The sequence below is a fragment of the Marinobacter gelidimuriae genome (assembly GCF_000372805.1).
Taxonomy (GTDB): Bacteria; Pseudomonadota; Gammaproteobacteria; order Pseudomonadales; family Oleiphilaceae; genus Marinobacter; species Marinobacter gelidimuriae.
Map to the genome: position 1 here is coordinate 1 of NZ_KB889884.1, position 12,587 is coordinate 12,587.

Consider the following 12,587-nt stretch of genomic DNA (forward strand, 5'->3'; position numbering starts at 1 on the left):
GGCGACAACTGATCGGTGATCTCGATGGATTTTCCGTGCTTTACAATCATCCTCTAAAGTTACACCCTACGGAAAATACAATCTAGCTTAGAAGGCGTAAAATGACGGAAGAAGTGAATTGGCGAAAAGGCCGAAGCGTTGTCTACAAAAACACAATTCACCTAGTCTTTGTCGCAAAATACCGCCGTGCGGTGTTTACAGGCGAGATTCTGACCGCACTGGAAGCGATCTTTCGAGAAACCTGCGAACAGATGGGGTCGGAGTTATTGCGTGGTGTCCACCGGTGGCGTTTCGCTGGACGTGGTGAGAAGTTACGTGCGACAACAAACGCGACCCGCCTAAACCGGGCTATCCCTCAGCTAAAGCAAAGGGTTTGCGCCCGGCAGTTCCTTGATCAATATGCCCGTTTACCTGAATCCAGGTTTTGCTCTCCCGAGCCAGAAATGGCCGACAATCCCGCGCTGAAGCAAGTTGATGTTCCTCAACCGAGGACTCCGTGTAATCGATCAGCTTTATGGTAACCGGCGTTACCGGTTTCTGAATGGTCACCAGAGTTCCAGGTGCTGTGCCTGGGCTGTGGTAGTGTTTGTTAAAATAAGCCATATATCATTCTCCGGGAAAGCATGGCTTCTCGTTGAGTAGCGCCTTAGGCGAGCAGCCGCTCTTTGGCTTCATTAACACGGGCAGCCAGGTAGTTACTTCCGCCACGGTCCGGATGCATTTTCTGCATCATCCTACGATGAGCCTGGACGATCTCGTCCCGGTTGGCACCGGCCTCCAACCCCAGAATGTCCAGGGCCTCGCTGTCGGTCAGAGTGCCGCTGCTGTTCGAGCTTTCGCGCTCACCGTTCTGCTCACCGTTTTGGGCCCTGTCATCGCCAGCCGGATCGTCAGTGCGCCAGGAATCGCCGAAGCGGCGGTCTAAATAGGTTTCCAAAAGCCGGGCAGAATCCTCGTCCTGGTCCCGGCAATACTGCAGCAACCCGATGAATTCACTTTCGGCCAAATCCGCCAGCGCCCGCCCTGCCATCGGGCCTTTCACTATTTCACCGGTCATATCTCCGGAGTCGTGGTCCAGAGTCATTTTGAGGATATCGCTGGAAACATGGGACTGGTTGCCCGGCTGTGCCTTTGCCTGGCCGCCGCCCAAACCCGACAGACGACCCATCAATAGCGAAGGAAGAACCCGCCGTAATAGCGGAAACAGGAAAGCCAACGCTGCGAACAAGATGGGCAGGCGGCCGGTAATGGCCATCAGAACCACCATCACGACACCAGCAATCAACACCAGCTTAATAATGGCCGGTTTCTGCTGGCCGGGCGGCTGGTTACGCAGCCAGACCCAGGCAACAACGGTCATCACAGCAATCAAAAGCACTAATAGCACTCGGATACCTCGGGCCGATTGACCCACCGGTTAATTGAAATAGGCGCTAACGGATTTGTTGAGTCAAGCGCTTAACTTCTGGCGAGCTGCGGCTGGAATAGTCCTGCAGCGCTTTGGCTCCCCCGGAAGCATAGACCGCCACAGCGGCCATAAGATCCTTCAGCATTTGCGGGCTGTTGCTGTTAAAGGGTGCATAGGCGCCACCCGACAGTTTGGCCACCTGCTGAAACACCGCCTTGGCGTGTGCATCGGCACCCTCAAGGAACATAAACACCGAGGTGCGCAGCATGCCCAGCTCCCCGGCGATGTGGCAGAGCTCGTCTACCGGCTCCTCACAACAATCTCCGATAAACACCACGACTTTGACGGCCTTTGACCGGGTTTCTGCTCTGGCGTGCGCCAAAACCCGGTGAATCTGGGTACGGCCGCCCAGGCAGGACACGCCGTTCATCAGCTTAAGCAGCTGGCTGGTCTGGTTAACAAACCCCGTAGCCTTGAATTCCCCGTAACCGCGGTAATAACAAAGCTGAATGGCCAGGCCACCCAAATCCCGGGTCGCTAGAAAAAGCTCACTCTGCAAGTGGCAAGCCTGGTCCCAGGTAGCCTCTCTGCTGGCGGTGGCATCCAGGGCGAAAATCAGCCGGCCCTGCTCGCCGCCCTGCCCTCCACCTTGCTCTCTACCTTGCTGAGGCAACTTACGGACCTGGTGGATAAACTGGTCAATCGACTGTTTATCGGATTTTGTACGGAGCTCTTTGTCAGACATACGCTTTTGCAAACCGCCTTGTTCTGCCAATGTATTAGTGCAAGCTTAGGGTAAAGAATACGCAATTCACAGGCCTGGCAGACCACATTGCCCAATGCTCACGCGCCCAAAAAGGCACCTCAACATTCAATTGAACATCTTATAACAACAACCTGGCGGAACGGGTCCTTTCAGGATGTTCAATTCAACGCATGAGATTCTCATGCAGGGACCGTTTCCAGTGGAGCATTTCAATGAATATGCAGAAAAAACTGTTTTCCGGCACCTTGCCGTCCGTCACCTTAGCGGCCTCCGCTTTACTGTTTGCTTTCAGCAGCCCGGCTCTGGCGGACTGTGAACGAGGCGCACTCGACGCCATGTACTGCGATGCAGACGGCGACATGGTAGCCGACTTGCCGACGGATGAGTCAGAGTGGGTTAATCCCGATACCTTGATTTTTGCCTACACGCCCGTTGAAGATCCGGCCATTTATTCGGATATCTGGCAGCCTTTCATTGATCACCTGGCGAAAGTGACCGGTAAAGATGTTCGCTTCTTCGCCGTGCAATCCAATTCTGCCCAAGTAGAAGCCATGCGCAGTGGGCGCCTGCACATCGCCGGCTTTTCCACTGGCCCAACGCCTTTCGCCGTTAACCTTGCCGGTGCGGTTCCCTTTGCGCTGATGGGGTCAGACACGGGCCAGTTTGGCTATACCTTGCAGGTTTTCACCCACAGTGATTCTGACATTTATGAAATAAAAGACCTGAAAGGCAAGCGGGTTGCACACACGTCACCAACATCTAACTCCGGCAACCAGGCACCCAGGGCGCTGTTTCCGGAAATGGGGATAGTACCGGGTGAAGACTACGAGATTTCATTTTCGGGCAGCCACGATCAATCCATGCTTGGTGTGGTCGCTCGCGACTACGATGCCGCGCCAGTTGCCTCAGAAGTGGTAGAACGCATGGCCGCGCGTGGATTGTATGACGTTGACGACGTGCGCCTGATTTGGGAATCAGATCGTTTCCCGACAACCTCTTATAACTATGCACACAACCTGCACCCTGACCTGGTCGAGAAAGTTCGCGAAGCTTTTTATACCTTTAAATTCGCCGGCACCGAGCTGGGTGACGAGTTTGAAGGCGTCGAAACGTTCATTCCGATCAACTACAAGGACAACTGGCGCGTCATTCGCACCATCCAGGCGTCCAATGGTGTGCAGTACACCCCCGATAATCTTCAATAAGAAAACCGGAGCCTCTGGCTAGCCTGTCAGAGGCTCTCTCCGGAGTTAATCACATGTTAGAGATTACCAACCTCGTCAAGCGATACGGGCAGAACGACCCCGTGCTCAAAGGTCTTGATTTGACGGTCGATGGCAGCAGTGTTGTTTCCATTGTCGGCGCATCAGGCGCCGGGAAAAGTACCCTGTTGCGCTGCATCAACCGGTTGGTCGAACCGACATCGGGTTCGATCAAGCTAAACGGCCACGAGTTGGTCAATCTTCGCGGAAGTGCATTGCGTCATTCCCGCCGACGCATCGGTATGGTTTTTCAGGGTTTTAACCTGATTGATCGTTTAACGGTTATGGAGAACGTGCTGTCCGGGCGCTTAGGTTACGTGTCTTTTTTCCAGGCTTTAACCCGCCGCTTTCCGCAAACTGACATCGATCGTGCCTTCAACTTTATGGAGCGTGTCGGTATTGCCCAATACGCCGACAAACGCGCAGATCAGCTATCGGGTGGCGAGCGGCAGCGTGTTGCAGTGGTACGTGCGCTGATGCAAGAGCCGCAGATTTTGCTGGCTGATGAGCCAACAGCTTCGCTGGATCCCAAAACGTCGCAGCAAATCATGAGCCTGTTGCAAAGCCTGGCGAGTGAAATGTCACTGCCGGTGTTGATCAATATTCACAACGTAACCCAGGCGCGGATGTATACCGACCGCATTGTGGGTATGCGCCACGGCCAGATGATTTTTGACGGTGAGCCCAAAGATTTCAACCAGGATGCGCTAGACGCCATTTACGGTGGCATCGAATCACCGGAAGAAGACGGTGACGATTCGGCGAGGCAGGCATCACAGGATCAGGAGGCTTCGGCATGACACGCGTCAGAACCGAGGCCGGCGCCCAGTTTCGAGCGCGGCAGTCTGTTATGGACCGGGTTCAAGGAAAGTTTCCAGATTGCCTTTCTGGCAACCCTGATGGGTGTTGGCCTGTCGCTGCCCATCGCGGTGATGGCCGCTAAAAATGTGGCGCCCTTGCCTGTCTATTTGTTAGGGCGTGCGCTGATTGTTATATCCCGCAGTTTCCACCCGGTCATCGTGGCCATTCTTTTTGTAGCCGCGGTCGGTTTTGGCCCGCTGGCGGGCATTCTCACCCTGACCCTGTATTCCATCGGCTTTGTGGCCAAGTTATTGGCTGAGGAAATCGAAGAGATCGACTGGGGTCAGGTTGAAGCCATGCGCTCGGTGGGTGCCGGTTACTTTAAAATACTGGTCTTTGGGGTTTTCCCACAGATTATGCCACGCCAGATAGGGCTGTCTATGTACCAGCTGGACAGCAACCTTCGCGCTTCGGCGGTGGTCGGTATTGTAGGTGCAGGCGGTATTGGTGGCACGCTGATGAACGCCTTCGGACGTTACGATTACGATTTCGCATTTGCCATTCTGCTGATGATTATCGGGATCATTTTGATCAGTGAAGGGTTCAGCGGATGGGTGAGGAAAAAAGTATGGTAGATCACGCTGCAAAACTGAAAGACCATGTCTGGTCACGCTATGACCGGAAAGAGCAGTTGATCCGTTACGGGATCTACCTGGCAACTTTGGTGGCCGTTGTCTGGGCGATAAAAGACATCGACATTTTCTGGCCCTGGGCATGGGACGCCCCCAATCAGATTCAAAGCCTGGGTTCACGCATGTGGCCACCGGAGTTCAGTCGGTGGGATGCGATTTTCCATGCCATGTTGGAAACCGTTCATATTGCCACGCTGTCGACCATGCTGACGATATTCATCGCCTTACCGGTGTCCTATATTGCGGCGCAGAATACAACGCCGAACAAGGCAACGCTGTGGCTTGGCCGATTTATTCTGGTATCCAGCCGTTCAGTGAACACCATTATATGGGCGCTGCTGTTTGTGGCCATTTTTGGCCCGGGCGTGCTGGCCGGTATTCTGGCGGTTATGTTTCGGTCCATCGGGTTTATTGGCAAGCTGATGGGCGAGGCCATTGAAGAGATTGATCGCAACCCGGTAGAAGCCATGCAAGCAACGGGCGCCAGTAAGATGAAGGTGGTGCTTTACGCGATTGTACCCCAGGTAATGCCGGCCTTTTTTGCCATCATTATTTTGCGCTGGGATATTAATATTCGTGAGTCTACCGTTTTGGGCCTGGTAGGCGCCGGTGGTATCGGGGTGTTGCTGCAAGGGTCGATTGACCTGTTCGCCTGGCAGACCGTTGCAACAATCCTGTTAGCCATCATTGTTCTGGTTATTCTGGGCGAAGCCATTACCAGTATCTTGCGCAAAAAAGTAATCTGAACGAGAAAACAGACGCTATGTTGAATAACTTTGAGTTTGGTGACGCGGATATTCTGTTCACCGATGTGGACGATACGCTGACCACCGCCGGCCAGCTGCTGCCCGAAACTTATCTCGCGATTTGTCGCCTGGCGGCTGCGGGCATCAAAGTAATTCCGGTCACCGGTGGCTGCGCCGGCTGGTGTGATCAGATCATTCGAACCTGGCCGGTAACCGCCGTGATTGGTGAAGGCGGTGCCTTTTACGCAGAACGCACGACCCCCATGACCGTTCGTTGGCACTACTGGGATAACGAATTGTCCCATCGCGAAGACCAGGCCCGCATATTGGCGGCTGTTGCTGCGCTGAAGCTGGACTTTGAACCGAAACTGACCGGCGACCAGGCCTTTCGCACTGTGGATGTAGCGGTGGATTATAACCAGCAAGAATCTTTAAACCCGCAACAGGTGGCTCAGATTCACGATGCCCTTAAAGCACAGGGATTCAATGTTCGGGAAAGCTCGATTCACATCAACATCTGGCGCGGAGACTTCGATAAATCACCATGGCCATGCGGGTCGGCCGTGATTTACTGGGCCTGGATTCGCAGGCATTGCGGCAACGCTTTGGCGTTACTACTCAGACCATTCGTCGCGACATCAACAAGCTTTGCGAGCAAGGCTTGTTGCGCCGTCGTTACGGTGGCGTCAGTTTACCCCCCAGCGCTGCCACTCATCTCATTGACGAACTACAGGTGCGTAATTTACGGGCCAAACAGCGCATGGCCGAGCGTGTCGCAGCGCATATTCCGGAAGGGGCCACCGTCAGCCTTGGGGTGGGCAGTACCATTGAGCGGGTGGCGCAAGCGCTGATCCATCACCGGTCGCTCAAGATTTTGACCAACAACCTCCGCGTGGCCGCAGCGCTTTCAGTGAACCCCAGTATCGACGTTATCGTGTCTGGCGGACAGTATCGTCATAAAGACCAAGACGTGGTCGGGCCGGAAGTCACCCATTTCTTCAGCTCGTTCGTTACCGACTTTGGCATCATCAGTACTGGCAGCATGGATCTTCAGCACGGTTTGATGGATCATGAAATCCGTGAGGCCGAAGTCAGCCGGGCCATTATAAGCAATACCCGGGACCGTCTGCTGGTGGCCGATTACAGCAAATGGACGCTAAGCTCGTACTGTAAAGTCGCCTCGTTCAAGTATGTTGATCGCTTATACACCGACGTTATGCCCAATCAGCAACGGGAAGGCCTCCCGGACTCGGTGAGCATTATCGAATGTGGTGAAGGGTAAAACGTTTACGCGCTTGCTCTACGCCGGCCCGAATGACGCAATCCGCGGCGTGGTCGTTGATCAACCCCATCGACTGCATGAAGGCGTAAGCCGTGGTTGGCCCGATGAACTGCCACCCCAGCTTCTTAAGCGCCTTCGACAAGGCAATGGATTCCGCGGAAGTCGATACTGTTTGTAGATCCGCGGGCGGCTTTGCGTCCGGTTCGTAACGCCATACGAAAGCTGCCAGGGAACCACCCTGCTCGACGAGCTTTTTCGCCAGTCGCGCATTGTTGATCACGGCCTCAATCTTGCCACGATGCCGAATAATGCCTTCATCCATCATTAAACGTTCGACACTGCACTCGTCGAAGCATGCGATTTTGTTGAAATCAAAATGATGGAAGGCCGCACGGAAATTCTCGCGCTTCGCCAGAATGGTGCGCCAACTCAATCCGGACTGAAAGCCTTCAAGGCTCAGCTTCTCGAATAAACGAAAATCATCACCCACGGGAAAGCCCCATTCGGTGTCGTGATAAACACGCAGCTCCGGTACGGTGCCGCACCAACGGCAACGCGGTTTTCCGTCTGGCCCTTCTATCGTCGCGCTAATACGGTCATGCTCCATTTTTTAGTCCATCCCATTATCTTGTGTCCTACCATCCTCTGTTAGCTATGGTTAAATTTCACCGAATTGAAAGACGTTCGGCGTCAAAAACTGGATAATAGCCGCAATCTAAGGCCACAAAGCGCCAAATTCTACAAATCGGTACCCTCGCAATGGAAATCAACGTCAATTTTCTCGACAACCTCCGAATTGAAGCCAAGTTTGACGACTTCTCGGTGATTGCCGACCAACCGATACGCTACAAAGGCGACGGTTCAGCGCCCGGCCCTTTTGACTATTTTTTAGCGTCATCAGCGTTGTGTGCGGCCTATTTTGTGCGGATTTATTGCATAGCACGGAATATTCCAACCGACAATATCCGCCTGTCGCAGAACAACATTGTTGATCCCGAGAACCGCTATAACCAGATTTTCAAAATTCAGGTTGAGTTGCCAGAAGACATTTCTGACAAAGATCGTCAGGGCATTGTGCGCTCCATCGACCGCTGTACGGTCAAAAAGGTGGTGCAAACCGGCCCTGAATTCCAGATTGAAATCGTAGACAGCCTGGATGAAGACGCCCAGGCCCTGCTGATGACCAAGCCAGAAGGCGACGCCAGCACTTATATTTTAGGTAAAGACCTGCCCGTTGAGCAAACCATCGCCAATATGACCGCCATTCTGGCGGATCTGGGCATGAAAATTGAAATCGCATCCTGGCGCAATATCGTGCCTCACGTGTGGTCACTGCACATTCGCGACGCGGCCTCGCCCATGTGCTTCACCAATGGCAAAGGCTCGACAAAAGAAAGTGCTCTGTGCTCGGCGCTGGGCGAATTTATTGAGCGCCTGAACTGCAACTTCTTCTATAACGATCAGTTTTTTGGCGAAGAAATCGCCAACAGTGAGTTTGTTCATTACCCCAATGAACGCTGGTTCAAACCAGGGCCCAACGACGAACTGCCCCAGGGCATTCTGGATGACCACTGCCTGGCCATCTACAACCCGGACGATGAACTGGCGGGCTCTAACCTGATCGACACCAACTCCGGCAATGCAGAGCGCGGAATCTGCGCTTTGCCCTTTGTGCGCCATTCAGACGGCGAGACGGTGTACTTTCCCAGCAATCTGATTGAAAACCTGTTCCTGAGCAACGGCATGAGTGCGGGTAACACGTTGTTTGAGGCGCAAGTTCAGTGCCTGTCAGAAATTTTTGAGCGGGCGGTCAAAAAGCAGATCATTCAAGAAGAATTTACACTGCCAGACGTTCCCCTGCACGTATTGGAAAAATACCCCAACATTCTGGAAGGCATTCGGGCGTTGGAAGCACAGGGGTATCCTGTGTTGGTCAAAGATGCCTCGTTTGGGGGTCAGTTTCCGGTGGCTTGTGTCACTCTGATGAACCCGAAAACCTCCGGCGTTTTTGCCTCTTTCGGCGCGCATCCGACTCTGGAAGTGGCGCTGGAACGCAGCCTCACCGAGTTGATGCAGGGCCGCAGTTTTGAAGGCTTAAACGATTTTCTACCCCCCACGTTTAACAGCCTTGCGATCACCGAACCCAACAACTACGTGGAGCACTTCATTGATTCCAGCGGTGTACTCTCCTGGCGTTTTTTCAGTGCCAAGGCGGATTTCGAGTTTAGCGAGTGGGATTTCTCGGGCACCAATGAAGAAGAAGTCGCCGGCCTGTTCAACATCCTCAAAGACCTGGGCAAAGAAGTGTATACAGCGGTTTATGACGACTTGGGCGCCCCGGTCTGCCGCATGCTGGTGCCTGACTATTCCGAGGTTTACCAGATAGAGGATCTGATCTGGGACAACACCAATCGGGCCCTGGATTATCGCGAAGACATTCTCAACCTCCACTCTTTGAATGACGACCAGCTGAATGCCCTGGTGGAGCGCCTGGAAGAAAGCCAGATCGACGATTACACAGACATCATTACCTTGATTGGTATTGAATTCGACGAGAACACGGTGTGGGGCCAGCTCACCATTCTGGAGTTAAAGCTTCTGATCAACCTGGCTCTGGAACAGCACGAAGACGCCCTTGACCGGGTCGAGACCTTTATCCAGTTCAATGACAATACCGTGGAACGCGGGCTGTTTTATCGAGCGGTGAATGCGGTACTGGAAATTGTTATCGATGACGAGCTTGAGTTAAGTGATTACCTGTTTAATCTCAGGCGCATGTACGGTGAACAGACGATGGACGCGGTCGTGGGTTCGGTGAATGGCGACGTGCGCTTTTACGGCCTTGCCCCAACCAACATGCAGTTGGAAGGCCTGGACAAACACCTGCGGCTTATTGAAAGCTATAAAAAGCTGCATGCAGCGCGTGCGGCCAGAGTTTGAATGACATTGAGAACCGGAACTGAACGCCGGGACAGATTTACTTTCCGAGGGAAGCACTGATGAGTCAGAACGTTGGCGATACAAGCAAACTGGATAAGATTCTGGCTGAGCAGCGTGAGTACATCGCGAAGCGCGAAGGCGGCTATCGCGAAAAATCACTGAAAATGTACCCGTGGATATGCGGGCGCTGCACCCGAGAGTTTACCCGCGCCAATTTGCGAGAACTGACGGTGCATCATCGCGACCATGACCACGACAACAATCCCGCCGATGGCAGTAACTGGGAATTATTGTGCGTTTACTGCCACGACAACGAACACAGTAAGTTCGAAGATTTCGTGCGCTACGGCGGCGGCGGTGAGAAAAGGCGGGAGGCGGCTACGCACAATCCGTTTGCTGGCCTGAAAGACGCGCTCGAAAAGAAAAGCTAATAGCCAGAGCTAAAACCCAATGCAAAACGCCGCTGTTTTGAACAAACGCTGATAATTGAGACAAGAGTTCGTTTTTTTTAGCCTCCTGCAAGTGGTTTTCTAATCCAATGTGTTCAAAAAGAGTATTTAAATGAAAAACTGGCTGTTTCTAAGCATCGCTATTATTGCGGAAGTGATTGCGACTTCAAGCCTGAAATCGAGCGAAGGCTTTACCAAAGTGCTTCCAAGTGTGATGGTGGTTATCGGATACGGCGTCGCTTTCTATTTTCTGTCGCTGACCCTGAAAACGATTCCGGTCGGCATAGCCTATGCCATCTGGTCTGGCTCAGGAATCGTTCTGATATCACTGATCGGCTGGTTGGCGCTTGGTCAGAAATTAGACATGGCGAGCGTGTTCGGCATGGGGCTTATTGTGGCTGGTGTGGTTGTTATTAATGTGTTTTCCAACGCGACTGCGCATTAAATTTTACCAACACGTTAGCCTCGATCAAATTTCAACGAATCTTGGAACCAACATCAGCCCGACACCCACCGCCACCAACGCGAGCGTGTCCGTCACCAGATAAGGGTATAGAACCAAAGCGATACCACAATATCGCATTACGATATTCGATTGCTTGCGGCCGTAAATAAAATAGCCGACGCCAATGGAGCTGAAAATCAGCCCCAAAATCAGATCTGTTGTATCCATTACAATGTCACTGTTCCCAGCTTTTTTTCTCTGTTTACAGATAGCGCCCGGCAGAACCGATAGCCACCACCACCAGCCCAATAATCAGATTAATGCCAACGAGTCGGCGAATTTTGCCGACCTGACGCCCGCTTTCCTGGGAATCGCTGGCAGCAACGGCCAGTTTCAAACGGCGGAACGGGGCGAAGTAGAGGTGAAAAAACAGCAACATCATGATCAGGCCAAGCGTCTGCATGGCATGAATGTGCCACCCTGCTCCTGCCATGCCACCAAATCCCTTGAAAATCATCCAGTACCCGGTGATCAGCAAGAGCACGATCGCCAACCAAACCCAACGGAAAAACCGGGTAAGCGTTTGACACCAAAGTTCACCACGCTGCGCAGCTTCGATCACCTCACCCACGGCCGGGCGCATCGCCATGTAGGCAAAAAACATACCGCCAACCCAAATAACAGCGGATAACGCGTGCAACGCAATAGCCAGACCCATAACATTTTTTCCTTTGATGTAATTCGTACCTGAATTTACACGAACGGCCCGACAAACACGACCGGCACCCCCATCTTCCTCAGCCTTAAGTACGTAACAGACGTCTATTTACCAACTCATTTGCCGAATTCTCTTCTAAACTTTTGATTATAAAATGACTAGAGGCTGTTGACGTTTTCAGATAAGGTATTGAATAAAATAGGCAAACTCGTAATATTAAGGTTCCTGCACCACCCATAAAACGAGTTTGCCATGCCCCGATTCATGCTCAGTGATGGATGCTTCAAGAAAATATTTATGACAAGCGGAACTCGTGGCGGCGAGATCCATGATAGCACGGTGGCAAGCGAATTAATGGAACCATTGCCGCCGGCTAAAGCCGTGGTAGCGGACAAAGGATATGACNGTGAAAAGATTCGCGAACAGATTAGAAGCAGAGGTGCCATCGCCGTGATTCCAAGAAAGTCGAATTCGGTCATAGGTAATGCGGATATGGATGGGTCGTTATATCGCCACCGTCATTTGGTGGAAAATGCGTTTGCACGCTTGCAACATTGTCGTGGGCTGGCGACGCGCTATGACAAATTGAAACGCAACTATGAGAGCGTCGTCGCCATGGCTTGTGGGTTTTTATGGTTGCCGATGTAATGAAACGTCAACAGACCCTAGAAGAAGAGGATCGTATGCCTGCTGACAATTCTCGCCACCGCCCCTCTCAATGCAAGCGGTCCGAAGCTCGACAATTACCAACTTGAAGACCGCTACCTGCGAGAGTCCGGGCGAGTATTTCTGACCGGAACCCAGGCCTTGGTGCGCATACTTCTGACCCATGCAGGGCCGGCCCAGAAATCGCCAACTGGATAAATAGGCTGACAGTGGGGGTCTCGTTCTGGCAACAATTCAACATGATGCTCTACCCGGATTTGGCGCAGTGGTACTTTATTTAGTAATACCACTTACCATGATCACGTTGACTATTAGCTCACTGCTAGAAATACGCAGGCGGAATAAATAAAGATAATTATTATCATTATCTTTATTATTTAAATATTTTGAGAATGCATCCCATTTAACAAGC

15 protein-coding genes and 1 pseudogene are annotated in these 12,587 nt (G+C 52.5%); 10 read left to right on the forward strand and 6 right to left on the reverse strand.

What is annotated here, in order from left to right:
• Positions 1 to 101 precede the first annotated feature (101 nt).
• Positions 102 to 339: pseudogene (locus A3OI_RS24790) on the forward strand (transposase); the annotation flags it as partial.
• Positions 340 to 348: 9 nt separating this feature from the next.
• Here the strand turns inward: A3OI_RS24790 and A3OI_RS0109105 are convergent.
• Genes A3OI_RS0109105 through A3OI_RS0109115 form a run of 3 tightly spaced genes read right to left on the reverse strand, consistent with a single transcriptional unit; the run spans position 349 to position 2,153 of the window.
• Entirely contained in the window at positions 349 to 603 is a 255-nt protein-coding gene (locus A3OI_RS0109105; RefSeq protein ID WP_018403975.1) for a hypothetical protein, read from the reverse strand.
• 43 nt (positions 604 to 646) lie between these two features.
• On the reverse strand, positions 647 to 1,387 hold the full coding sequence (locus A3OI_RS0109110) for a J domain-containing protein (RefSeq protein WP_018403976.1): 741 nt from the start codon (positions 1,385 to 1,387) through the stop codon (positions 647 to 649).
• A gap of 46 nt (positions 1,388 to 1,433) precedes the next feature.
• A complete protein-coding gene (locus tag A3OI_RS0109115) occupies positions 1,434 to 2,153 on the reverse strand; it encodes a hypothetical protein (protein ID WP_018403977.1) in 720 nt (239 codons plus the stop codon).
• A gap of 233 nt (positions 2,154 to 2,386) precedes the next feature.
• Between A3OI_RS0109115 and phnD the strand changes: the two genes are divergently transcribed.
• From phnD to A3OI_RS23390, 5 genes are all read left to right on the forward strand, one after another.
• Positions 2,387 to 3,379, forward strand: a complete 993-nt coding sequence (gene phnD / locus A3OI_RS0109120; RefSeq protein WP_018403978.1) for a phosphate/phosphite/phosphonate ABC transporter substrate-binding protein — start codon at positions 2,387 to 2,389, stop codon at positions 3,377 to 3,379.
• A gap of 53 nt (positions 3,380 to 3,432) precedes the next feature.
• Entirely contained in the window at positions 3,433 to 4,236 is an 804-nt protein-coding gene (gene phnC / locus A3OI_RS0109125) for a phosphonate ABC transporter ATP-binding protein (protein ID WP_018403979.1), read from the forward strand.
• A gap of 87 nt (positions 4,237 to 4,323) precedes the next feature.
• The gene (phnE, locus tag A3OI_RS19695; protein WP_267283291.1) at positions 4,324 to 4,872 is read left to right on the forward strand and encodes a phosphonate ABC transporter, permease protein PhnE; all 549 of its coding nucleotides are present in this window, start codon (positions 4,324 to 4,326) and stop codon (positions 4,870 to 4,872) included.
• Positions 4,866 to 5,675, forward strand: a complete 810-nt coding sequence (phnE, locus tag A3OI_RS0109135) for a phosphonate ABC transporter, permease protein PhnE (protein ID WP_018403981.1) — start codon at positions 4,866 to 4,868, stop codon at positions 5,673 to 5,675. The genes phnE (A3OI_RS19695) and phnE (A3OI_RS0109135) overlap by 7 nt, the downstream gene beginning before the upstream one ends.
• A 550-nt stretch (positions 5,676 to 6,225) precedes the next feature.
• On the forward strand, positions 6,226 to 6,957 hold the full coding sequence (locus tag A3OI_RS23390; protein WP_228702936.1) for a DeoR/GlpR family DNA-binding transcription regulator: 732 nt from the start codon (positions 6,226 to 6,228) through the stop codon (positions 6,955 to 6,957).
• Here A3OI_RS23390 and A3OI_RS0109150 read toward each other — a convergent pair.
• The gene (locus A3OI_RS0109150; RefSeq protein WP_018403983.1) at positions 6,935 to 7,564 is read right to left on the reverse strand and encodes a DNA-3-methyladenine glycosylase I; all 630 of its coding nucleotides are present in this window, start codon (positions 7,562 to 7,564) and stop codon (positions 6,935 to 6,937) included. The two genes, A3OI_RS23390 and A3OI_RS0109150, sit on opposite strands and share 23 nt — an antisense overlap.
• A gap of 152 nt (positions 7,565 to 7,716) precedes the next feature.
• Here A3OI_RS0109150 and A3OI_RS0109155 point away from each other — a divergent pair, with 152 nt between their 5' ends.
• The 3 genes from A3OI_RS0109155 to A3OI_RS0109165 all read left to right on the forward strand — a co-directional run bounded on the left by A3OI_RS0109155 (position 7,717) and on the right by A3OI_RS0109165 (position 10,791).
• Positions 7,717 to 9,897, forward strand: a complete 2,181-nt coding sequence (locus tag A3OI_RS0109155; protein ID WP_018403984.1) for an OsmC domain/YcaO domain-containing protein — start codon at positions 7,717 to 7,719, stop codon at positions 9,895 to 9,897.
• 59 nt (positions 9,898 to 9,956) lie between these two features.
• Positions 9,957 to 10,328, forward strand: coding sequence for a YajD family HNH nuclease (locus A3OI_RS0109160; RefSeq protein WP_018403985.1), 372 nt, complete (start codon positions 9,957 to 9,959; stop codon positions 10,326 to 10,328).
• 130 nt (positions 10,329 to 10,458) lie between these two features.
• Positions 10,459 to 10,791, forward strand: coding sequence for an SMR family transporter (locus A3OI_RS0109165; RefSeq protein ID WP_018403986.1), 333 nt, complete (start codon positions 10,459 to 10,461; stop codon positions 10,789 to 10,791).
• Positions 10,792 to 10,815: 24 nt separating this feature from the next.
• Here the strand turns inward: A3OI_RS0109165 and A3OI_RS0109170 are convergent, their stop codons facing one another.
• The gene (locus A3OI_RS0109170; protein WP_018403987.1) at positions 10,816 to 11,019 is read right to left on the reverse strand and encodes a hypothetical protein; all 204 of its coding nucleotides are present in this window, start codon (positions 11,017 to 11,019) and stop codon (positions 10,816 to 10,818) included.
• A 34-nt stretch (positions 11,020 to 11,053) separates the two neighbouring features.
• Positions 11,054 to 11,509 carry a CopD family protein gene (locus A3OI_RS0109175; RefSeq protein ID WP_018403988.1) on the reverse strand — a complete coding sequence of 152 codons (456 nt, stop codon included), beginning with the start codon at positions 11,507 to 11,509 and terminating at the stop codon, positions 11,054 to 11,056.
• A 264-nt stretch (positions 11,510 to 11,773) separates the two neighbouring features.
• Here A3OI_RS0109175 and A3OI_RS0109180 point away from each other — a divergent pair, with 264 nt between their 5' ends.
• Entirely contained in the window at positions 11,774 to 12,157 is a 384-nt protein-coding gene (locus A3OI_RS0109180; RefSeq protein ID WP_267283292.1) for a transposase, read from the forward strand.
• Positions 12,158 to 12,587 lie beyond the last annotated feature (430 nt).

Coding starts and splice junctions, on each gene's coding strand:
- A3OI_RS0109160 (WP_018403985.1), top strand. CDS start 9,957: ATGAGTCAGAACGTTGGCGATACAAGCAAACTGGATAAGATTCTGGCT.
- phnE (WP_018403981.1), top strand. CDS start 4,866: ATGGTAGATCACGCTGCAAAACTGAAAGACCATGTCTGGTCACGCTAT.
- A3OI_RS0109170 (WP_018403987.1), bottom strand. CDS start 11,019: ATGGATACAACAGATCTGATTTTGGGGCTGATTTTCAGCTCCATTGGC.
- A3OI_RS23390 (WP_228702936.1), top strand. CDS start 6,226: ATGCGGGTCGGCCGTGATTTACTGGGCCTGGATTCGCAGGCATTGCGG.
- A3OI_RS0109150 (WP_018403983.1), bottom strand. CDS start 7,564: ATGGAGCATGACCGTATTAGCGCGACGATAGAAGGGCCAGACGGAAAA.
- A3OI_RS0109155 (WP_018403984.1), top strand. CDS start 7,717: ATGGAAATCAACGTCAATTTTCTCGACAACCTCCGAATTGAAGCCAAG.
- A3OI_RS0109105 (WP_018403975.1), bottom strand. CDS start 603: ATGGCTTATTTTAACAAACACTACCACAGCCCAGGCACAGCACCTGGA.
- A3OI_RS0109165 (WP_018403986.1), top strand. CDS start 10,459: ATGAAAAACTGGCTGTTTCTAAGCATCGCTATTATTGCGGAAGTGATT.
- phnC (WP_018403979.1), top strand. CDS start 3,433: ATGTTAGAGATTACCAACCTCGTCAAGCGATACGGGCAGAACGACCCC.
- A3OI_RS0109175 (WP_018403988.1), bottom strand. CDS start 11,509: ATGGGTCTGGCTATTGCGTTGCACGCGTTATCCGCTGTTATTTGGGTT.
- A3OI_RS0109115 (WP_018403977.1), bottom strand. CDS start 2,153: ATGTCTGACAAAGAGCTCCGTACAAAATCCGATAAACAGTCGATTGAC.
- phnD (WP_018403978.1), top strand. CDS start 2,387: ATGAATATGCAGAAAAAACTGTTTTCCGGCACCTTGCCGTCCGTCACC.